We start from the raw sequence: 20,378 nt of genomic DNA, 5'->3' as shown, positions 1-20,378 counted from the left end.
AATGAAACTGAAACGAATTCTTGCCGCTGTATTGATAGCAGGGCTGGCATTGACAGGCCCGGCGGTGGCGGCTGAGGAGGGCAAGCCTGCTGCAGGGTTTACTCTCGAGTCTCTTGACGGGCCTAACGTCAAGCTTAATGAGCTGCGTGGCACCGTGGTGCTTGTTAACTTTTGGGCCTCATGGTGCGGCCCATGCCGGACAGAAATGCCATTGCTTGACACCCTTTACCGTGAATACCGTGACTATGGTTTCACTATTTTGGGCGTAAATCTGGATGAAGACCGAAGTCAGGCGCTCAAACTGCTCGACAAGGTGCCGGTTACTTTCCCGATTCTGTTCGATCCCGACAATCTTACCAGTGAAACCTATGGGGTTGACGCCATGCCCACCACCGTACTGATTGACCGAAACGGTGTGGTTCGTCACCACCACCGCGGCTACAAGGATGGCTACATGGACAAGTACGAAGATCAGGTAAAGGCGTTGGTGCTGGAATGACCTTTCGTATTGTTCTGCTGCTGCTGGTTACGTTGCTGGCGGGTTGCTCTATCAAACCCTGGGTCAAACCCTATGAGAGGTCGCGTCTGGCCGATCCGGTGATGAATGCGGCAGGACATCCTGTGGCTGAAAGTTATATGAATCATGTGCATCAGGCACGTGAAGCCATGCGTGGTGCTGAAGGAAGTGCCGGGGGAGGCTGCGGGTGCAACTGATACGGGCAGGATGGCTTTTGTTGTTGGCGTTGCCGCTATCCTCGCAAGCGGCGGTGCTGCCGGAAGACCGCTTTGATCTGCTGGGGCACCAGTATGATGGTGGTGGGATGCAGATTGAGGGGCCGTCTGTGCTGGTGCGCAAGTCCTTCGCCGATACCGTTGCGGTCAGCGCCAATTATTACGTGGATGAGGTGTCTGCCGCTTCAATTGATGTGGTGACCAGTGCCAGTCCCTACACGGAAAAGCGCACAGAGAAGAGCGTTGGGCTGGACTATCTTCGTGGCAAGGCCATCTATTCCCTGAGTTATGGCAACAGTAAAGAGAATGATTTTGAGGCGAACTCCGCGCATTTTGATCTCAGTCAGGATTTCTTTGGTGATCTGACCACGTTGACCATGGGCTACTCCCTGGGCAAGGACGAAGTGTTTCGTACCGGTGACAGTGCGTTTTCCGATGAGGCCGAGCGGCGACATTTCCGGATCGGGTTATCGCAAGTCTTAACCCGCGATCTGGTTGGCAGTATCAAGGCAGAATTGATTACCGATGAGGGGTATCTGAATAACCCTTACCGCTCGGTCCGCTATCTCAATAGCGCCGGTGGCTACAGTTTTCAACCTGAACGCTATCCGCGTACCCGTACCAGTGAGGCCACTACGATCGGTTTGTCTTACTATTTGCCGTGGCGTGCGGGGCTGCATGGCGAATACCGGATGTATGACGATTCATGGGGTATCGACGCCACAAGCTGGCAGGTAAAACTGATCCAGCCTTTGGGGCAGCATTGGACGCTGGAGACTCGCTATCGACGTTACAGTCAGGGTCAGGCAGATTTTTATTCAGACCTGTTTCCTTTCCAGAATGCACAAAATTTTCTGGCCCGCGACAAGGAATTGAGTGACTTCGATTCCACCGTATTTGGGGTAGGGATTGGCGTGCAGTTCAATCGAGCAGAGCGGGAGACTTTCAATCGGGCAGGATTGCACCTGTGGGTGGACCAGTTCCAGTTTGACTACAACAACTTCCGGGACATCCGTGTCACCACCTTGCCAGGGCAGGAGCCGTTGTACAGCTTCGACGCCACCGTCACTCGTTTGCTATTTACGATCTGGTATTAAACTGCATCAGCCGCCACCGCTCCCACCGTTCCGGTGGCCTGTATAGGAGCTTGCCTGCCGGCGATGGAGTTCTTCGTCAGCAGGCTGGCTCCCACCGTGGCCTGGTCCCCGGGTCGGGTAACATCCAGACCGGAATTACAAAGAGTCTGTCAGCAGGATCCCCACGCTGAAGCGATTTTCGTAATTGTCATAGTTGATCAGTGAATCCCCGTATCCACTGAAGACCTGTACCAGGCCCTTGAAGCGCTTGCTCAACGGGAAAGAATAGTTCAGGCGGCCAGCCCCCTTGTTGTCAGACCGCAGGTTGTTTCGAACCATGATTTCCACCACATGGTTGCCAAACGGTCTGGCGACTTCCAGCTCGAAGTTACCCATGTATTTTTCGATGTCCGGATTGTCATCACCGCGGGGATCGGTGGGGTCATCTTTTTCGTCTTCAGGTAGCCGGTACCAGGGTTTGAGTGACCAGTAATAATCACCGGTCTTGGCGATATAGTTCAGGAAAATGCGATTCCAGCTTCGTGAAACCGGTACATCTTGCCCATTGGACTCGTGCACGATGCCCAGCGCCAGAAGTTCGGAATCCACAGGGCCAAACTGCCAGTTCACCGGTTTGGTGATAAAGATTTCCGGCTCGTAGTTTGCTTCCCTGAAGGGGGCGGATTCTTCCTTGTTATAGGCCTGCCAGAAAAAGGTCCCGGTGAAGGCCATCCACAAGGTGACATCGTCAACAAGGTTTTCCTTGATCGGTGCTTTTAGTGAGAGTTGGAACTTGACTTCGGTGTGATCCAGCGCGCTGTCGTCCTTGTCCGGGTCATTCCATTGACGGTTGGACCAGTAGCTGTAAGGCATCAGGTAATTACGCCGATGAGGGGTAATCACAAACGGGTTGCCCTGGGTGGTGTTTTCCAGCGCCAGCCGCGCGCGCAGGGCATCTTCATGGACACTGCGCTTTTTGACTTCGTCGCCATTGGTGCACCAATTACGGACCTCTTTCAGCGTTACTGCGTTATCGGCAGTCTGGGCGCTGCGTAGCAAACAATCGTTAAGTTGCTGCTGTTCGCTCATCTGGCTGGGTGGGGTTGATTCCGAGGGGACCTCTGCCTGCAGGTCAGGATCAGCAGTGGAGCCCTCGGCCTGCACATCGTTTGCGGCGTAAAGCGTACTGCTCAGCAGCAGGAAGGAAGAAGCGAAAGCCTTGCGCATGAAGTGTCCTTGCCAGAGTGACTGTGGGATTTAGAGGCTTTTCAGTTCGTCGTCATTGAGCGCTCGAGCCTGTTCTTCCAGCATGACAGGAATGCCATCGCGTACCGGGTAAGCCAATCCACTGGCCTTGCACTTGAGTTCGGCGAGCTTGTCGTCATAGATCAGCGGTGCCTTGCTGACCGGGCAAACCAGAATATCGAGCAGGTTGGGGTCGATCATTGTTCATGATTCCTTCATTGATTGCGGACGAGTATAGCAAGGGAAACGCGTTTTGCCGTGATAGTGGAAACACCGTGTGTATTTTTACGAATTTTAAAGAAATGCCAGTGAAATCATAGGGTTTAGAAAGCAAACGATGGTTTCAAACGCTTGTTTGACTTGCGGGTCACAAATAGCGCTGGAGACACCGCAAAGCGCTGACCTAAGATTACCCTCCGAATAAATTATCAATGCTCGGCGAGCCTCAGGCCCGCCCCATTTTCATAGTGTCTTTTAGGGAGATGTGAGATGCCGGATTACAAGGCTCCCCTGCGCGACATGCGCTTCGTACTGAATGAAGTCCTGGATCTGGATGGCCACTATGCCAGCCTGGGTCTGGAAGATGTAAACAGCGAACTGCTGAATGCTTTCCTGGAAGAAGGCGCCAAGTTCTCCGAAAACGAGCTGGCTCCCCTGAACCGTTCCGGTGACGAGGAAGGCTGTGGCTTCGACAACGGTGTGGTCACCACTCCGAAAGGCTTCAAGGAAGCCTACGCCAAGTACGTGGAAGGCGGTTGGCCGGCCATGGGCGGCGACGTGGAGTTTGGCGGTCAGGGCCTGCCGGGTTCTGCTGGTATTGCCATCTCCGAAATGACCGGTTCCGCGAACTGGTCCTGGAGCATGTACCCGGGTCTGTCCCACGGTGCCATCGCTACCGTGGAAGAGCACGGCACCGACGAGCAGAAGAATGCCTACTTGCCCAAGCTGATCAGCGGTGAGTGGACCGGCACCATGTGTCTGACCGAGCCGCATTGTGGTTCTGACCTAGGTATTCTCAAATCGAAGGCCGAGCCTAACGCTGATGGCTCTTACAGCATCACCGGCACCAAGATCTTCATCTCTGCCGGTGAGCACGACATGGCCGAGAACATTATCCATATCGTGCTGGCGCGTCTGCCGGGTGCGCCTGCGGGTACCAAGGGTATCTCCCTGTTCATCGTTCCCAAGTTTATGACCGACGGCAGTGGCGGCGTGGGCGAGCGTAACGCGGTGACCTGTGGCTCCATCGAGCACAAGATGGGCATCAAGGCCTCTGCGACCTGTGTGATGAACTTTGATGGTGCCAAAGGCTACCTGATCGGTCCGGAGAACAAAGGTTTGAACTGCATGTTCACCTTCATGAACTTCGCCCGTCTGGGTACCGCCATCCAGGGCGTGGCGCACGCTGAACTGGGCTTCCAGGGTGGTCTGACCTACGCCAAGGACCGTCTGGCCATGCGTAGCCTGTCCGGTCCGAAAAACCCGGAAGGTCCGGCGGATCCGATCATCGTTCACCCGGATGTGCGTCGTATGCTGCTGACAGCCAAGTCTTTCGCTGAAGGCGGACGTGCGCTGGTTTACCTGTGCTCCCAGCTGGGTGACAAGGTGAAACTGGCCAAGGACGAAGCCGAGCGTAAGGAAGCCGACGACCTGATGGCACTGCTGACGCCGATCGCCAAGGCTTTCATTACCGAAGCCGGTCTGGAAGCGGCCAACCATGGTGTACAGATCTACGGTGGTCATGGGTTTATCCGCGAGTGGGGCATGGAGCAGAACGTACGTGATGCCCGCATCTCCACTTTGTACGAAGGCACCACCGGTATTCAGGCGCTGGATCTGCTGGGCCGCAAGGTGATGATGACCCAGGGTCAGGCCCTGCGTAACTTCACCAAGATCGTGCACAAGTTCTGTGAAGCCAACGCCGACAATGCCGACATGAAAGAATTCCTTGAGCCGCTGGCCGGCTATAACAAGGAATGGGGTGAGCTGACCCAGGCCATCGGTATGCAGGCTATGCAGAACCCGGATTACGTGGGTGCCGCGTCTGTGGATTACCTGATGTACTCCGGTTACGTGACCTTGGCCTACCTGTGGGCGCGTATGGCCTCTGTGGCCCACGCCAAACTGGAAGCTGGCGCCGGTGATGAGGACTTCTACAAGGCCAAGATCAGCACCGCCCGCTTCTACTTCAAGCGTATCCTGCCGCGCGTTGCCGGTCACAAGGGTGCTATTGAAGGTGGTCTGGACTGCATGATGGACCTGGATGCCGAGCATTTTGCATTCTGATCCTGACGGTCCTTCGACCTGAAAAAGCCCGCCTTTATGGCGGGCTTTTTTGTGGCTCCTCGCTGGATTAACCGTAAACAAAACGTGCTATCCGACAAAAGTGTTGGGGGGGAGTGTCGTGCACCCTTCGAGCTGCCATCAGTAATGCTACCCCTTTTTCGTTCTGGTTCGCGCCGCCAGTGCCGTTCCTGCAAGAACACGGCGCGCACCAGAAGGGTTGCTCCATTCCACACTGAATCCTTTTGTGGGTGCTCTACGAAAAGTGGGAGCGTGATCTGGACCGCCGGAGAAAGCCTGCCTCAAAGCCATATGCCATGAATTCCGTTATAGTGACTGCTCACAAAATAATGATCGGGTACATGGAAGAAGGGGATTGCCCATGAAAGGCTTGTTGGCACTGGTTCTGGTGCTGGTTTTGGGGTGGCTGGGGGCCACTTGGTATGTTGGTATGCGCGCAGAAGAAATGGTGCGCAGTGAAGTGTCCAATCTTTCGTTACTGCCGGGCCGTGATGATATTGTGCTCGATGTGGTGCGTTACGATCGCGGCCTGTTTTCCTCTGAGGCAGATACCTGTCTGGTCATTCAGGGAGATCTGGCGGCGCTGGCCGGAGGTGCGGATCTGACCGGAACCCTGTGCATGAACAGCACCATTTATCATGGCCCGTTGATATTTGCCGATGGGGTCGCGTTGGGTCTTGCTGCTACCCGGGATGCCTTCGATGTCAGCGCGCTCCCGCCATCTGGAAAGGCGGTGCTGGAGGAAATTTTCAAGGGTCGAGCACCACTGGAAGGCCGTAGCTTTTACGGATTTGATGGAAGCCTGACTGCGACTCTCGAAATGCCCCCGGTGGATGTGGAATCCCCGATGGGGAAACTTGAACTCAAGCAGTTCTCTGTCGACATGGTGCGTCCCTCTGCGAATTCCTACCCGCTTAACAGCTACCTCACCATCAAGGGTTTTCACGCGGACAGTCCCAAGGGGGCAATCTCACTCGATTCCCTGAGTGGCTCCATGGATGTCGTTGCCATGCTGGATGACGAAGTGCCGCTGACCAATGTGAATCTTGCGAGCAAGGGATTCAGCTACATCCAGGATGGCCTGACCTTGCTTGCCTTTGATGCCATCCTGCAAGGGAACAGCCAGGATAAGGGGGCTGTTCTCAACGGCAATTCCGGAATCTGGCTGGAAAATGTCCAGGCACCGCTACTGCCCATTCCCATGGACAGTGCCTACATCGGCATGGATTTCGAAGGTATCGACAAAGCTGCCCTGGTTCGTCTGAACCGCATCACGCGGGAGCTGGATCAGGTGCAAACTGCCATGGCGCTCTCCGCCATCAGTGGAGAAGGCGCTGAAGACATTAACAGTCAAATCGAAAGAATGCAGACCCTCATGGACGACATGATGGGCGTTATGAGCGAAAAACTTCTCAAGCCAGGTGACAGCACCCTGCGGATGAAGATGCTGGTCGATCTGGATGGCAAGCGGCAATTTACTTTTGACAGCAAGGCGCGTTATCTGGGGCTGGAGGGTAAAAATCTGCCTTTCCATGAGTTGATGATGCTGGATGAGTCCGAGCTCAATACCATGCTCGATATGACGGTACATCTGGATGTCGCCGATTCGGTTATTCCTGTGCCGCTGCTGGAGCAACTGCAGGCTTACGAGGCTCAGGGGCTGGTTGTCCACGAAAACGATCGCTGGCGGGGGGATATTAATGCCCGCGGCGATTCCTTGATCATTAACGGCAAGGCAACGTCTGTGGCGGAAGTGAAAGCATTAATTGAGACGCTGAATCCCCCGCCGCAAGGGGATGACCTTTCTATGGAAGAAATGTACATGCTGGAGCTGGACGAGCAGTAACGTAGCCCGGGGCGGGCGACCTGAGGTCACTGTGATTGGTGATTTCTTCCCCGCCTGGTTTCCGGCATGCTGGACTGGAGTCGTGAAAGGGCAGGGCAATGGTTCGGATTCTGTGGTGGCGATCGGTAGCGGTATTGTCTGTGGCGCTAGGCATGATCGGTGTGATCATCCCGGGGTTGCCGACCGTGCCGTTCCTGCTGGTGGCGGCCTGGGCCGGCACCCGTGGCTGGCCAGAGCTTGAAGCCTGGTTGCTGAACCACCCGCGCTATGGACAGTCCATCCGTCAATGGCGGGAACAGGGCGCAGTGTCACGCCGCGCCAAGTGTGCGGCGTCTACCATGATGCTGATCAGTGTCATTCTTATCGCCTTTTCTGGTGCCCACGATGTGATAAAAGTTGCGGTGCCGCTGATGCTTTGTATTACCCTGTTATGGTTATGGAAACGGCCCGAACCCCGTGATTAGGGCGGTGACTTTGCAGTCATCGCGTGTTGGGGCCGGCATGAACGGTGGGTCACAAATAAGCCTGTCACCAAAGCGTCTGGCTGCCTAAAATTTGCGCCCTGCCAATTTTCGGGAGATGTGCAAATGGCGATCTATAAAGCGCCCCTCGAGGACATGCGTTTTGTTCTCAACGATGTGTTCAAAGCGGATGAGCAGTGGGCAACCATGCCGGCCACCGCCGAGGTAACCCGCGACCTGTCCGACGCCATTCTGGAAGAAGCGGGCAAGATGACTGAAGGTCTGTTGTTCCCCCTCAACCGTGAAGGCGACGAGCAGGGTTGTCAGTGGAACGACGGGGATGTGACTACCCCGGAAGGGTTCAAGGCCGCCTTCAAGACCTTTGCCGAAAATGGCTGGACCGCGTTTTCCGGTAACCCGGAATTTGGTGGCCAGGGCATGCCGAAGTCCCTCGCGGTGCTGTTCGAAGAAATGATGCACAGCGCCAACTCTTCCTTTGCCCTCTACCCGGCGCTGACCAGCGGTGCCTGCCTGGCCATTGATGCCCATGCCTCTGAAGCGTTGAAAGCCCAATACCTGCCGAAGCTCTACAGCGGTGAATGGAGCGGCACCATGTGCCTGACCGAGCCGCATTCCGGTACCGATCTGGGTATTGGTCGCACCAAGGCAGAGCCCAACGACGACGGTTCTTTCAACATCACCGGTACCAAGATCTTCATTACCGGCGGTGAGCACGACCTGACCAGCAACCATATCCACCTGGTGCTGGCCAAGCTGCCGGACGCACCGGCAGGCTCCAAGGGTATCTCCCTGTTCCTGGTGCCCAAATTCCTCCCGGACGCGGACAACAACCCCGGTGAGCGCAATGGCGCGACCTGTGGCTCCATCGAACACAAGATGGGCATCAAGGGGTCTGCGACCTGTGTGATGAATTTCGATAGTGCCAAAGGCTGGATCATCGGTGAGCCTAACCAGGGCCTGGCCTGCATGTTCACCATGATGAACTACGAGCGCCTGTCTATCGGTCTGCAGGGCCTGGGTCTGGGTGAAGTGAGCTACCAGAGCGCCGTGGATTATGCCCGCGAGCGTCTGCAGGGCCGCAGCGCCACCGGTGCCAAGAATCCGGAAGGGCCGGCGGATCCGATCATCGTTCACGGTGATGTGCGTCGCATGCTGATGAACATGCGTGCCATCAACGAGGGCGGTCGCGCACTGGCGGCTTACGTGGGTATGCAGCTGGATGCGTCCAAGTTCAGCGACGATGCGGACACCAAGAAGAAAGCGGAAGACCGGGTAGCGCTGCTGACCCCGATTGCCAAGGCGTTCTTCACGGACCGCGGTCTGGAAACCACCATTACTGGCCAGCAGGTTTTCGGCGGCCACGGTTATATCCGTGAGTGGGGTATGGAGCAATTCGTACGTGACTGCCGTATTTCCCAGATCTACGAGGGCACCAACGGTATTCAGGCGCTGGATCTGGCTGGCCGTAAAGTCGCTCGCAATGGCGGCAAATCCGTTGATGCTTTCCTGGCAGATGCCCAGGCGTGGGTGGATGCCAATGCCGCTAATGCCCAGCTGGCCGAGTATGTGGAGCCGGTGAAGGCCGCGTTGGCGCTGCTCAAGCGCGCCACCGATGAGCTACTGAGCCAGGCTGGGGGTAACCCGGATGCGATCAGTGCCGGTGCCGTGGAATATCTGGATATCTTCGGTTACGTAATCTACGCCTGGCTGTGGGCGCAGATGCTGGCGGCAACCGATGGTCGTGATGATGACTTTGTGAAAGCCAAGCGCATTACCGGCAAGTACTATTTCGAGCGCATCCTGCCGAAAGCAGAAGGCCTGTTTGCCCAGCTGAAGAGCGGTGCAGACACCATGATGAGCCTGGATGACGCGCTGTTTTAATAAGCCGCGTCTCGCAGGTGATTGACAAAAAACCGCCCCCGAGAGGGGGCGGTTTTTTTGTTGTGGATTCTATGCCGGTTTGCAGAGCCGGGGTTTGCGAAGGGCGCTTCCCGTGTTGTCTGTTAGGGAAACTGCATGTTCAGTGGTGAGGCGGCTTTGATGCTGTCTGCGCGGGCGGGGGCATCAATAAAGGGATTGCGGTTGCCCTGTACGTCGGCGATAACGTCATTGCGGCGACGTTCTTCCTCATCCACAGGATCTTCCTTGTTCCAGCGCTGGTACATCTCAAGGGTGCCAAGCAGTGGCAGTGCGTACTTCTCATGGAGGTAGAGCATGGCGCGGGCCACGTCCCCCTTGGCATGGGCGGGTGGCTGGAAAACCTGAAACGATTGTCGGTATCCGCACTCGCTATCTGCGGCTGTGGAGTCTGGTAGATCCCCAAACAGGGTGCGGCGACGGTCCAGCTCTGCCTTTCGTGTGACAGGGAAAAGACTGTGGCGATCCTGCAGGATTTCAGCAAATTCGGGTTGTTTTTCACACAAGCGGCTGGAGCGGCAGCCGAAATGCTGTGCGAGCTGACGTTTGTCGTAGATTTCTTCGACGGAAATCCTGTCCCCGGGCTTGAAGCTTTCCTGACAGTAAAGTGTCTTGCCGCCATTGGCGTAGACCTGTTTCAGAAACTGGTCTTCCATGTTGTCTGCCAAGCAGGCACCGGCAGACATAAGGAGTGCCATCAGCAGCAATGATAATTTGCGCATATTGTGAATCCTGTCACATTTCTAATCGCCATCTTAGCCCCCAAGGCCAGGGTGACAGATATCTACAATGTATACCGGAGCGACAGGCGGTGCCAATGACCCGTTTAGCGGTTGTCCAACAAAACGGTAATGCAATTGCGGACATGGGCATCGATAGCCTCGGCATCGGGAAGTTTATGCGGGGCCAGCAGTGCACATATCTGAAAATCGGTTTTCACCATGCCGAGAAATTGGCGGGCTGTGTGACGAGTAAGCCGATGGGAAGGCAGCTCTCCTCGATCTACGAGCCATTGCAGGTAGTCGTGGAGTTTTTCCAGCACCAGCGTCGGACCTGCTTCGTAAATCTGTTCTGCCAGGGTGGGGAAGGCGGGGGCAAGGCCAATCAGCTGGCGGTACAGCTCCAGATAGAGTGGCGAAAGCATCAGCTTCACAAAGGTGGATGACAGCCTGTGCAAACCCTCGCTGGCAGGAAGGTGTTCAACACCGGTGGCTTCCAGTTCCGCCATCATGGTGCCGACATGGTGTTGCATAACCGCACTGAAAAGCCCGTCTTTGTCACCAAAATACTGGTACAGGCTGCGCCTTGAGCCGCCCGCCCGGGCAATGATCATGTCCAGGGTCGTGCCGGTGTAGCCTTCAGTGCTGAAGATGTCGGTGGCCGCATCCAGCAGGGCCTGGCGGCGTTTCAGGCCGCGTTCAGTGCGTGGTGTATCCATCAATGGGTCCTGTTGCGTGCTGAAATGGTATTGGGCAAGACACTTTTCGGCAATGACTGCAGATGGAGATCGGGCTGACAGAAGCGCGCATGCGCATTATGAAAACTGGATGAAAGCATCAGGAAACGAGAGAAGCCGCACGTTTTCGGGGTTGATATCTAAACAAGAATCAATATCATTTCGCATCTCTTTACGACCCTTACAATTGTCCATGGAGGCGGACGGTACATGACCTTGTTGGGATTGTTGTTCTCCGGGCGCAAGGCGGCATTCGTTGCTGTTGTTGTTTTCAGTGTGCTCAGCGCCTTGCTGAGCGTGGCCGTGCTGGCCTTTATCGGGCAGCGGATGTTGTCGGCGCAGGCGGATCTGGGGCTGGTATTACTGCAGTTCTCCGGCCTGCTTGCGGCGTTGCTCGCGGCGGCGACGATCGCACAGGTCACGCTGCACAAGCTGGGTCACCGGATGGTCTACGGGCTGCGCCGGGATCTGGTGCGCCGTGTTCTCGCCACCGATATCGAACAGCTGGAAAAAGTCGGCGGGGCACCGCTGCTTGCCGCGCTGAGTACCGATGTTCGTAATCTCACCATCGCGTTCGTGCATCTTCCCGAGCTGGTGTATGGCTGCGCCCTGAGCGTGGCGGCGCTGGGCTGGCTGGCGTGGTTGTCGCCAGGCTTGTTCGGCGTCACGGTGGGCTGGCTGTTGCTCACGGCGGGCATGGGAATCTGGCTGGTAGGGCGAATCAATTTCCACGTTGGCCAGGTACGCGAAGGCGATGACCGGCTTTACCAGGATTACCAGGCCATGATTGATGGCCGCAAGGAGCTGGCCCTGAATCGTCATCGTGCGGCCCGTTTCTTTGATGAAGAGTTTGATGGTCATGCCGAAGCCTATCGCGACCATGTGACCCGTGCCGATATCCACAATGGTATCGCGGGCAACCTGGCCAATGTGTTGATGCTGGGGCTGATTGGTGTGCTGTTCTTTCTGGCGGTGGGCCAGGGTTGGGCACCGGCGGATACCGCCTCCATTTTTGCGCTCACCATCCTGCTGCTGCGCACACCGTTGATTGGTGCGGTGGCGGCACTGCCAACCCTGCTGGCTGCGCGAGTCTCATTGAAAAAACTGGCGGGGCTGGCGCTGGCGGAGGCCGGTGAGGCGATTGTCCCGCAAGGCGATGACTTGTCCGGTTTTCAGCGTCTGGTGCTGCAGGGCATTACCTACCGGTACCCCGATCAGGATGGGCTCGGCGGCTTTGCCGTGGGGCCACTGGATCTGGAGATTCATCGTGGCGACCTGATTTTTGTGCAGGGCGGCAATGGCAGTGGCAAGAGTACCTTTGCCCGACTGCTGACAGGGCTCTACCGGCCTGCCAGCGGCGATATCCTTGTTGACGACGTGCCGGTCTGCGATGACAACCGGGTCGCCTATCGGCAGTTGTTCTCTTCGGTGTTTACCGATTTCCATCTCTTTTCCCGACTGCTGCGTGGTACGGGGGGCGATGTGCCTGCAACGGAAGTGGATCAGTGGCTGGCCACGCTGGGCATGCATCACAAGGTCGAGCACGACGGCCAACGGTTGTCGGATGTGCGTTTCTCTCAAGGGCAGCGCAAACGTCTTGCGCTGCTGATGGCCGCCGTGGAGCAACGTGACTGCCTGTTGCTGGATGAGTGGGCGGCAGATCAGGACCCGCAATTTCGTCAGTTCTTCTATCACGAGCTGCTACCCGCACTGCAATCGCAGGGCAAAACCATCATCGCCATTACCCACGACGACCATTACTTCGATCGCGCAGACCGGCTGCTGAAAATGGACGCCGGTTGCCTCACCGAAGTGGATGGCCAGACCGCACGACAAAGTGTGCAGGTCCTTCGCGAGGCAGGGGTCTGAACCCTGCCTGTCAGGACGCTCCGGCTTTGCAGGTGCGTCCAGCCTTGAGTCTCAACGACGAGGAATGTCATGAGCATTGATAACCCGGATACTGAATTTACGGTAGTGATCAACGATCAGGAGCAATACAGCATCTGGCCTACCTACCGCCCTGTGCCTGCCGGTTGGCAGACCGTGGGGGTCACGGGCAACAAATCAGATTGTCTGGCCCATATCAACGACGTCTGGACCGACCAGCGTCCCAAGCGCCTGCGTGACGCTCAGGCCTCCTGAGATTTTTCTGATACTTTCGGCAAGGAGCTGACATGACCGGGTCTGCCAATAACACTGCCCACCCCGGACCGCAGTGGTCTCCGCTTTCCTGTTCGCAGCAGCGGCTCTGGTTGTTTTCCCGACTGTCTCCGGACAGCACCGCTTACAACATCAGCGGTATCGTCTGGCTGGATGGCGAGCTTGATGTCCCGGCATTGCAGGACACCATGCGCTATATCCTGGCACGGCAAGAGATCGCCAATGCCCGCTTTGCCGAAATCGATGGCGTTGCCTGGCAGCGGCCGGTGCCGCGTTCCCCGGATGACATACCGCTGGTGGATCTGAGTAACGATGCCGATCCCCTGGCGCGAGCCTATCAGGAGGCTCGTCAGCTCAATGCCCGGCCCTTTGATCTGGAAGCGGAAAGCCCCGCTCGCTTCCGTCTGGTGCGATTGTCGGCTACCCGACATGCGATTCTGGTGTCCATGCATCACATCATTGGCGATGCATGGTCGCTGGGAGTGTTCTTGCAGGAATTCCTGTTTTCCTACAGCGCGTTTCGTTCCGGTGTTCAGCCGGCGGTGCCGCCACTGAAAAAACAGTATGTGGAATGGGCAGAAAACGAAGCGCAGTGGTTAAAGGGGGAGTCGGCCGCCAGCCAGCTGAGCTACTGGACCGATACCCTGGAACACGAAGGGGAGCCCCTGGCATTGCCGCGCCTGAAGCAGGACGCCGGCGCCTCACACCCTGCTTGCTGCAATGACTTTTCGCTCAGTGCCGAGGACAACCGCGAGCTTAAACAGTTGGCCACGCAGCTGGGTGTCAGTCGTTTCACCGTGCTGCTGGCGGCCTTTCAGTATTTGCTTGCCCGGGTGTCGGGGCAGCAGCAAGTGCGGGTGGGGGTGCCGAGTGCCAACCGCAAGGGTAGCAACCAGTTTCTGATTGGTTTCTTCGTCAACAATCTGGTCATTCAGGGCCGGGTGCAGCCGGGGATGACAGTGCGCGACTGGGTTGCGCAGATTCATGCCGCCCTGGACGGAGCCAAACAACATCGCGACCTGCCCTTCGACCGGGTGGTGGATGCCCTGTGCCGTTCCCGCGATCAGGGTAGTCATCCCTTGTTCCAGGTGGCATTCAATTATCGCCAACAGGGCAAGGGCATGAAGCTCGACCTGGGCAATCTTACCGTGACGGCGGAGGACGTGCCGGTCACGGAAACCCCCTTTGATCTGGTGCTGGATGCCTGGCCCGATACCGATGGCGGACTGGGCCTGCGGCTGGTGCATGGCGAGGGTGTGCTCAGTGATGATTTTGCCCGCTACCTGCGCGAGGCGTTTGTGGGGTTGCTGCAACAGTGGCTACACAACAGTGAGCTGACCCTGGCCGAGAGCGATGTGCTGCCGCCTGCTGATCTGGCGCGCTTGCAGCAGTGGCAGCAACAGGGGCAGGACGATTGGCACTGGCAGAGCTATCCCGCGCTGTTCGCTGCCCAGGCGCAACGTCAGCAAGAGGCCGTTGCGCTGGTGCACGGCGATCATCGCTGCACCTTTGCCCAGCTGGACGCCCGCTCCAATCAGTTGGCCCAGTATCTTCTGCAGCAGGGAGTGACGGCGGATGAGGTGATCGCGGTTTCCTTCGAACGTGGTATCGCCATGATCGAAGCATTCCTTGCCGTCATGAAAGCCGGAGCGGCATTCCTGCCACTGGACCCGGCTTATCCGTCGGAGCGACTTCACTACATGCTGGAAGACAGTGGTGCCCGGTGGTTGTTGACGGCCTCGGGACTGGTCAGTGCCTTGCCGGATGTCCCGGGGCTGAAAAAAGTGCCGCTGGATTCCCTGTCACTGCAGGGATTTTCCACCGAGCCTGTGGGTGTCAACGTGCACCCGGACCAACTGGCCTACGTGATCTACACCTCCGGCTCCACCGGCAAGCCCAAAGGTGTGGCGCTGACCCATGGTGGCTTGTCCATGCATGTGCAAACCATCGGCAAGCGTTACGGCATGACGCCGCAGGATGTGGAGCTGCAATTCGCCTCCATCAGTTTCGATGGTGCGGTGGAGCGCTGGAGCGTACCGCTGGCGTTTGGCTCCCGGGTGGTGATTCGCGACCAGGCATTATGGAGCGCGGAAAAATGCTGCGAGGTGCTGCAACAAGAAGGCGTCACCATCGCCTGTTTCCCGCCCAGTTATGTGGGCCCGCTGCTGGACTGGATCGAGCAGGAAAAGCCCGCACTCAACGTTCGCTCCTGGACCCTGGGCGGTGAAGCGTTTACCCGCGAAACCTTTGAGCGCATGCAGCAGGTGCTTCAGCCCCGGCGTATTCTCAATGGATACGGTCCTACCGAAACCGTCATTACACCGCTGTTGTGGGATGCCTATGCAGGGGACACCTTAACCAGTGCCTACGCGCCCATCGGTACCGCCGTGGGGCCGCGCAAACTGTATGTGCTGGATGCTTCCCTGAATCGTGTCCCGCCGGGAGTGGCGGGCGAGCTGTATATCGGTAACGAAGTGGGTCTGGCCCGTGGTTATCATGGTCGCGCAGACCTGACCGCAGAGCGTTTTCTTCCCGACCCCTTCGGTGAACCCGGTGAGCGAATGTATCGCACTGGCGACCTGGTGAAATTCCGCGACGACGGCGTCATGGAATATCTGGGCCGGGTGGATCAGCAGGTCAAAATCCGTGGCTTCCGCATTGAGCTCGGTGAAATCGAAAGTCGTCTGCTGGCCTTTGACTCGATCCGCGACGCCGCCGTGGTCGCACAACCTTCCCCCACCGGTGACCGGTTGGTGGGCTACATCGTGCCACGTCATACAGAAGACGCGCGAATCGATACCGGTGCCATCCTTGCAGAATTGTCCCACTCCCTGCCGGACTACATGGTCCCCAGCCAGCTGATGCAACTGGAAGCCCTGCCCCTGACCCCCGCAGGCAAGGTGGATCGCAAGGCGCTGCCGGCACCGCAGTGGCATGCCCGCACTACCGGTGAGGCGCCGCAGACGGATAACGAACAAACGCTGGCCACAATCTGGCAAGACTTGCTGGGGATGGAATCGGTGAATCGCGACGATCACTTTTTTGCCCTGGGTGGCGATTCCATTCTGGCCTTGCAGGTGGTCAGCCGGGCGCGCCAGCAAGGCTTGGCGCTAACCCCGAAACACCTTTTTGAAAAGCCCACGCTGCGCGCGCTGGCGGCAGTGGCCGGCGCAGTAACGGTCAACACGGCCAGTCAGCAAGCGCTGGACGGCCCGGTTGGGCTGTTACCCATCCAGCAACAGTTTATCGAGCAACAAGGATTAGCCGCCTGCAACCAGTACCTGCAGTTGTCGTTGGCGCAGCCGTTCCAGCTCGATGCACTGGAGAGCGCTCTGCAATTGCTGGTGCAACACCATGATGCCCTGCGTTTGCGGTTTTCCACCGAGAACCCGGCCCAGGCACTGGCCATGCCGTCAGCGTCGCATGCGTTGCTGCAGCGCTGCGCACCCGCTACCTCTGCCGAGCTGGAACAGTACAAAGACGCACTGCAGCGTTCACTGGATCCGGCGACGGGCAAGTTGTTACAGGCGCTCTATGTGGAGGGCGTGGAGGGCGAACCGCCGCAGCTGTTGCTGACGATTCACCATCTGGCGGTGGATGGTGTGTCCTGGCGCATCCTGCTGGAGGACCTGTTCTCTGCCTACCAGCAGTACGGTCAGGGCGGGTCGGCCAGTCTGCCGCGCAAGACCCACAGCGTGGTCGACTGGCGCAATGCCCTGGATGACACCTTGGTTTCTGTGGCAACACAGGAGCAGGATCTCTGGCAGCAGACAATGGCCATGCCGTCGCTGTTTACGCCTCAACGCGGGCTACAGGAAAAGCCGCAAGCGGCCAGCCAGTGGGACATCCAGATCGAGGCGTCTACCTTGGCTCGCTGGCAGCAGCAGGCCGAACGGCATGCCCGGCTGAATCTGGAAGAATTTTTGTTGATGGGGCTGGCCAATGCCCTGTGTGATTTTGCGGCCACGGATCAGGTCTGTATTTATCGTGAAAGTCATGGCCGTGCCGGCGATGTGGCTGAACTCGATCTGAGCCGTACCGTAGGCTGGTTTACCAGCCTCTATCCCCAGCGTCTTGATCGTCAGGGTTCTCTGGCAGAAACCCTGCGTTGTCAGAAAGAACAACTGCGTGGTGCCGCCCATGGTGGTTTGGGATTCGGGATCTTGCAGCAACGCGGTGAGCTCTCCACGGCGGCCGGTGACCGGCCTCGCGATGTGTTGTTCAACTACCTCGGCCAGTTCCGGCACGAGGGGCTGCCCGGTGTCTCGGTGACAGAGGCAGGGCTTTGGCAAGAAGCCGATGCCCCGGCAGATGCTGCACTCGCCATTAATGCCGAGCAACGGGAAGGCCAATTGCGGCTGCGCATTGAGACCGACGGCGTGCGTCTGAGCCGTGAACAGGGTGAGGCACTCGTGCAGCAATGGCTGCAGCAGTGCGAGCAACTGGCCCGGCACTGTGAGCAGCACGAACCGGTGCTGACGCCATCCGATGTGCCGCTGTCGACGTTGAGCCAGGCGGAACTGGATGCCTTGCCGGCACGGCCCGAGCAGGTGTTGCCGTTGTCCCCCCTGCAGGCGGGATTGTTGTTTCATTCCCAGCTCAGTGCCAGCAGTCGCACCTATGTTAACCAGCTGGTCTTGCCGGTGACCGGGCTAAACCCCCGCCGTTTCCGACAGGCCTGGCAGGCCATGCTGGAGCGACACGACGTGCTGCGAACCGGACTGCTGCCGGCGCATGCCAGCGCCGGGGAACGCCATCAAGCGGTCTGGTCTGCGCAGCAAGTATCGCTGTGCTGGCAGGAAACCGATCTGCGTGATGCCGGTGATGATGCCGCTGCCCGCTTCTGTGAGCAGAGGTTGAGTGACGGTTTCGATCTGGAAGTCGCACCGTTGTGGCGGGTGGACTTGCTGCAGCTGGGGGATGATCACTGGGAATCCGTGCTGACCCTGCATCATCTGCTGATGGATGGCTGGAGCACCGGCGTCATGCTCACCGAGTTGCTGGCGCTGTATCACCAGATGCCGTTGCCACCGGCGCCTCTGCAATACGTGGATTACCTGCATTGGTTGCACCGCCAGGACCGGGCGGCCACTCAGGCGTTCTGGCAAGAGTATCTTGCCCCGGTGCAGGCGCCTACCCGGTTGGTGGATGTGGTGGGGACGTCGGAGAAGGGCGAGTTCCGTCGCCATCCGATCACGTTTGATGCCGCCACCAGCGATCGGTTGCGACAGGCCGCCCGTGATCAGGGGCTGACAATCAATACCCTGGTGCAGGCCGCCTGGGCCCGGGTGCTGGGACGCTTTACCGGGCAGCAGCGGGTGGTGTTTGGCAATACGGTGGCCGGTCGGCCGGCGGATCTGGCAGGCAGCGATGCCATGCTCGGTCTGTTTATCAACACCCTGCCGATGACGGTGTCCCTGGCGGGCGACCAGCCGCTGGCGTCCTGGCTGGCGGCGTTGCAGGCCGACAATGCGGCCCTGCGTGAACACGGCCACGCACCGCTGTTCGATGTGCAGCAGGACGCCGGTTGGGGCGGGGAGAGTTTGTTCGATACCTTGCTGGTGTTTGAAAACTATCCGCTGGATGAGAGCTTGCTGGGCTCCGGGCAACAGACCCTGACTCTGGGGACGCCACGAAGTCACGAGTTTACCCATTACCCGCTCACCGTGGCGGTCTTGCCGGGCGATCAGCTGGATATGTTGTTTGCCCATGACACGGCGGCTTTGCCGATCCCGTTGGTGGACCGACTCGCTCGCCAGTTCCGCGATACCCTGCTGATGCTGGCGGAACAGGGTGGCGAAGAGACAGCGCTGCTGGCGACGCTGGATGCGCTGGGCGGCGATGAGGCGATCCTGCAGCAGTGGGGCGAAGGCGAAGGGGCATATGCGCCCCAGAGTTTTCCTGCACTGTTCTCGCAGCAGGCGGCGTTGCGCGGGGAAGCTATCGCCCTGGTGCATGGCGATACCCGCGTGTCGTTTGCTGAACTGGAAGCCCGTTCCAATCGTCTCGCGCGTTATCTGGTCGAGCAGGGAGTCACCGCGGATGACGTGGTCGGCGTAGCGTTCGCGCGTGGCGTCACCATGATCGAAGCGTTCCTGGCCGTAATGAAAGCGGGCGGGGCTTTCCTGCCACTGGATCCCGGTTACCCCACAGACCGTTTGCACTACATGCTCGAAGACAGCGGTGCCCGCTTGCTGTTGACCTCGTCGGATCTGGCGGAGACCTTGCCGCAGGTGGAGGGCGTCAGCCCGGTGTTCGTGGATCAACTGTCGCTGGCGAATACCGACGGCAGTTCGCTCAATAACGAACCCCATCCCGATCAACTGGCTTATGTGATCTACACGTCCGGCTCCACCGGCAAGCCCAAAGGCGTGGCGCTGACCCACGGCGGCTTGTCCATGCATGTGCAAACCATCGGCGAGCGTTACGGCATGACGCCGGAGGATGTGGAGCTGCAATTCGCGTCTATCAGTTTTGATGGCGCGGTGGAGCGCTGGACTGTGCCGCTGGCGTTTGGCTCCCGGGTGGTGATTCGCGACCAGGCATTATGGAGCGCGGAAAAATGCTGCGAGGTGCTGCAACAAGAAGGCGTCACCATCGCCTGTTTCCCGCCCAGTTATGTGGGCCCGCTGCTGGACTGGATTGAGCAGGAAAAGCCCGCACTCAAGGTTCGCTCCTGGACCCTGGGCGGTGAGGCGTTTACCCGCGAAACCTTCGAGCGCATGCAGCAAGTGCTCAAACCGCAACGCATCATCAACGGCTACGGGCCCACCGAAACGGTGGTCACGCCGATGCTGTGGGCGGCCTATGAAGGCGACAGTCTGACCAGCGCCTACGCGCCCATCGGCACCGCCGTGGGGCCGCGCAAACTGTATGTGCTGGATCAGGATTTGAATCGCGTACCCGCTGGTGTCGCGGGTGAGCTGTATATCGGTAACGAAGTGGGATTGGCGCGCGGCTATCACGACCGTCCGGACCTGACCGCTGAACGTTTCCTGCCGGATCCGTTCGGCGAAGCGGGTGAGCGGATGTACCGCACTGGCGATCTGGTGAAATTCCGCGACGACGGCGTCATGGAATATCTGGGTCGGGTGGATCAGCAGGTCAAAATCCGTGGCTTCCGCATTGAGCTCGGTGAAATCGAAAGTCGTCTGCTGGCT

Annotated in this window: 14 protein-coding genes; 10 read left to right on the top strand and 4 right to left on the bottom strand. The window is 58.3% G+C overall.

Annotated elements, in window-relative coordinates; translation table 11 throughout:
• Position 1 precedes the first annotated feature (1 nt).
• The 3 genes from D4A39_RS15210 to D4A39_RS15200 are packed head-to-tail and all read left to right on the top strand — an operon-like array spanning position 2 to position 1,829.
• A complete protein-coding gene (locus D4A39_RS15210; RefSeq protein ID WP_031225690.1) occupies positions 2 to 499 on the top strand; it encodes a TlpA disulfide reductase family protein in 498 nt (165 codons plus the stop codon).
• Positions 496 to 714 (top strand): DUF4266 domain-containing protein, encoded by a 219-nt coding sequence (locus tag D4A39_RS15205; RefSeq protein ID WP_022983700.1) that lies wholly within the window; start codon positions 496 to 498, stop codon positions 712 to 714. Before D4A39_RS15210 ends, D4A39_RS15205 begins: the two co-directional genes overlap by 4 nt.
• Positions 705 to 1,829 carry a DUF3570 domain-containing protein gene (locus tag D4A39_RS15200; RefSeq protein WP_031225689.1) on the top strand — a complete coding sequence of 375 codons (1,125 nt, stop codon included), beginning with the start codon at positions 705 to 707 and terminating at the stop codon, positions 1,827 to 1,829. The genes D4A39_RS15205 and D4A39_RS15200 overlap by 10 nt, the downstream gene beginning before the upstream one ends.
• Before the next feature lie 135 nt (positions 1,830 to 1,964).
• Here D4A39_RS15200 and D4A39_RS15195 read toward each other — a convergent pair whose 3' ends face one another.
• Both D4A39_RS15195 and D4A39_RS15190 read right to left on the bottom strand, forming a co-directional pair.
• Entirely contained in the window at positions 1,965 to 3,035 is a 1,071-nt protein-coding gene (locus tag D4A39_RS15195) for a phospholipase A (RefSeq protein ID WP_022983698.1), read from the bottom strand.
• A gap of 30 nt (positions 3,036 to 3,065) precedes the next feature.
• The gene (locus tag D4A39_RS15190; protein WP_022983697.1) at positions 3,066 to 3,254 is read right to left on the bottom strand and encodes a Trm112 family protein; all 189 of its coding nucleotides are present in this window, start codon (positions 3,252 to 3,254) and stop codon (positions 3,066 to 3,068) included.
• A gap of 288 nt (positions 3,255 to 3,542) precedes the next feature.
• Here D4A39_RS15190 and D4A39_RS15185 point away from each other — a divergent pair, with 288 nt between their 5' ends.
• The 4 genes from D4A39_RS15185 to D4A39_RS15170 all read left to right on the top strand — a co-directional run bounded on the left by D4A39_RS15185 (position 3,543) and on the right by D4A39_RS15170 (position 9,566).
• Positions 3,543 to 5,339, top strand: a complete 1,797-nt coding sequence (locus D4A39_RS15185) for an acyl-CoA dehydrogenase C-terminal domain-containing protein (RefSeq protein ID WP_102791917.1) — start codon at positions 3,543 to 3,545, stop codon at positions 5,337 to 5,339.
• Positions 5,340 to 5,718: 379 nt separating this feature from the next.
• On the top strand, positions 5,719 to 7,203 hold the full coding sequence (locus D4A39_RS15180; protein WP_022983695.1) for a DUF945 family protein: 1,485 nt from the start codon (positions 5,719 to 5,721) through the stop codon (positions 7,201 to 7,203).
• 98 nt (positions 7,204 to 7,301) lie between these two features.
• The gene (locus D4A39_RS15175) at positions 7,302 to 7,667 is read left to right on the top strand and encodes a YbaN family protein (protein WP_031225685.1); all 366 of its coding nucleotides are present in this window, start codon (positions 7,302 to 7,304) and stop codon (positions 7,665 to 7,667) included.
• A 123-nt stretch (positions 7,668 to 7,790) separates the two neighbouring features.
• A complete protein-coding gene (locus tag D4A39_RS15170) occupies positions 7,791 to 9,566 on the top strand; it encodes an acyl-CoA dehydrogenase C-terminal domain-containing protein (RefSeq protein WP_022983693.1) in 1,776 nt (591 codons plus the stop codon).
• Positions 9,567 to 9,688: 122 nt separating this feature from the next.
• Here D4A39_RS15170 and D4A39_RS15165 read toward each other — a convergent pair whose 3' ends face one another.
• Both D4A39_RS15165 and D4A39_RS15160 read right to left on the bottom strand, forming a co-directional pair.
• Positions 9,689 to 10,324, bottom strand: coding sequence for an endonuclease (locus D4A39_RS15165; protein WP_022983692.1), 636 nt, complete (start codon positions 10,322 to 10,324; stop codon positions 9,689 to 9,691).
• Positions 10,325 to 10,428: 104 nt separating this feature from the next.
• Complete coding sequence (locus D4A39_RS15160; RefSeq protein ID WP_119918511.1) at positions 10,429 to 11,040, bottom strand: TetR/AcrR family transcriptional regulator; 612 nt, start codon at positions 11,038 to 11,040, stop codon at positions 10,429 to 10,431.
• A gap of 228 nt (positions 11,041 to 11,268) precedes the next feature.
• Between D4A39_RS15160 and D4A39_RS15155 the strand changes: the two genes are divergently transcribed.
• From D4A39_RS15155 to D4A39_RS15145, 3 genes are all read left to right on the top strand, one after another.
• A complete protein-coding gene (locus D4A39_RS15155; protein ID WP_022983690.1) occupies positions 11,269 to 12,927 on the top strand; it encodes a multidrug ABC transporter permease/ATP-binding protein in 1,659 nt (552 codons plus the stop codon).
• Between the two features lie 69 nt (positions 12,928 to 12,996).
• Positions 12,997 to 13,200 (top strand): MbtH family protein, encoded by a 204-nt coding sequence (locus D4A39_RS15150; protein ID WP_022983689.1) that lies wholly within the window; start codon positions 12,997 to 12,999, stop codon positions 13,198 to 13,200.
• Positions 13,201 to 13,232: 32 nt separating this feature from the next.
• The coding region (locus D4A39_RS15145) for a non-ribosomal peptide synthetase (protein ID WP_119918510.1) at positions 13,233 to 20,378 on the top strand (7,146 nt) is incomplete at its 3' end.

Origin of the sequence: Alcanivorax profundi, from assembly GCF_003597125.1 — a bacterium.
Classification (GTDB): domain Bacteria; phylum Pseudomonadota; class Gammaproteobacteria; order Pseudomonadales; family Alcanivoracaceae; genus Alcanivorax; species Alcanivorax profundi.
Note: the sequence above shows the minus strand (reverse complement) of the source record. Positions and strands in the feature narration are given on the sequence as shown.

Bases quoted from the DNA above. Each gene is read 5' to 3' on its own strand.
- D4A39_RS15160 (WP_119918511.1), bottom strand. From the start codon at position 11,040: ATGGATACACCACGCACTGAACGCGGCCTGAAACGCCGCCAGGCCCTG.
- D4A39_RS15150 (WP_022983689.1), top strand. From the start codon at position 12,997: ATGAGCATTGATAACCCGGATACTGAATTTACGGTAGTGATCAACGAT.
- D4A39_RS15170 (WP_022983693.1), top strand. From the start codon at position 7,791: ATGGCGATCTATAAAGCGCCCCTCGAGGACATGCGTTTTGTTCTCAAC.
- D4A39_RS15190 (WP_022983697.1), bottom strand. From the start codon at position 3,254: ATGATCGACCCCAACCTGCTCGATATTCTGGTTTGCCCGGTCAGCAAG.
- D4A39_RS15180 (WP_022983695.1), top strand. From the start codon at position 5,719: ATGAAAGGCTTGTTGGCACTGGTTCTGGTGCTGGTTTTGGGGTGGCTG.
- D4A39_RS15175 (WP_031225685.1), top strand. From the start codon at position 7,302: ATGGTTCGGATTCTGTGGTGGCGATCGGTAGCGGTATTGTCTGTGGCG.
- D4A39_RS15210 (WP_031225690.1), top strand. From the start codon at position 2: ATGAAACTGAAACGAATTCTTGCCGCTGTATTGATAGCAGGGCTGGCA.
- D4A39_RS15185 (WP_102791917.1), top strand. From the start codon at position 3,543: ATGCCGGATTACAAGGCTCCCCTGCGCGACATGCGCTTCGTACTGAAT.
- D4A39_RS15205 (WP_022983700.1), top strand. From the start codon at position 496: ATGACCTTTCGTATTGTTCTGCTGCTGCTGGTTACGTTGCTGGCGGGT.
- D4A39_RS15155 (WP_022983690.1), top strand. From the start codon at position 11,269: ATGACCTTGTTGGGATTGTTGTTCTCCGGGCGCAAGGCGGCATTCGTT.
- D4A39_RS15165 (WP_022983692.1), bottom strand. From the start codon at position 10,324: ATGCGCAAATTATCATTGCTGCTGATGGCACTCCTTATGTCTGCCGGT.
- D4A39_RS15195 (WP_022983698.1), bottom strand. From the start codon at position 3,035: ATGCGCAAGGCTTTCGCTTCTTCCTTCCTGCTGCTGAGCAGTACGCTT.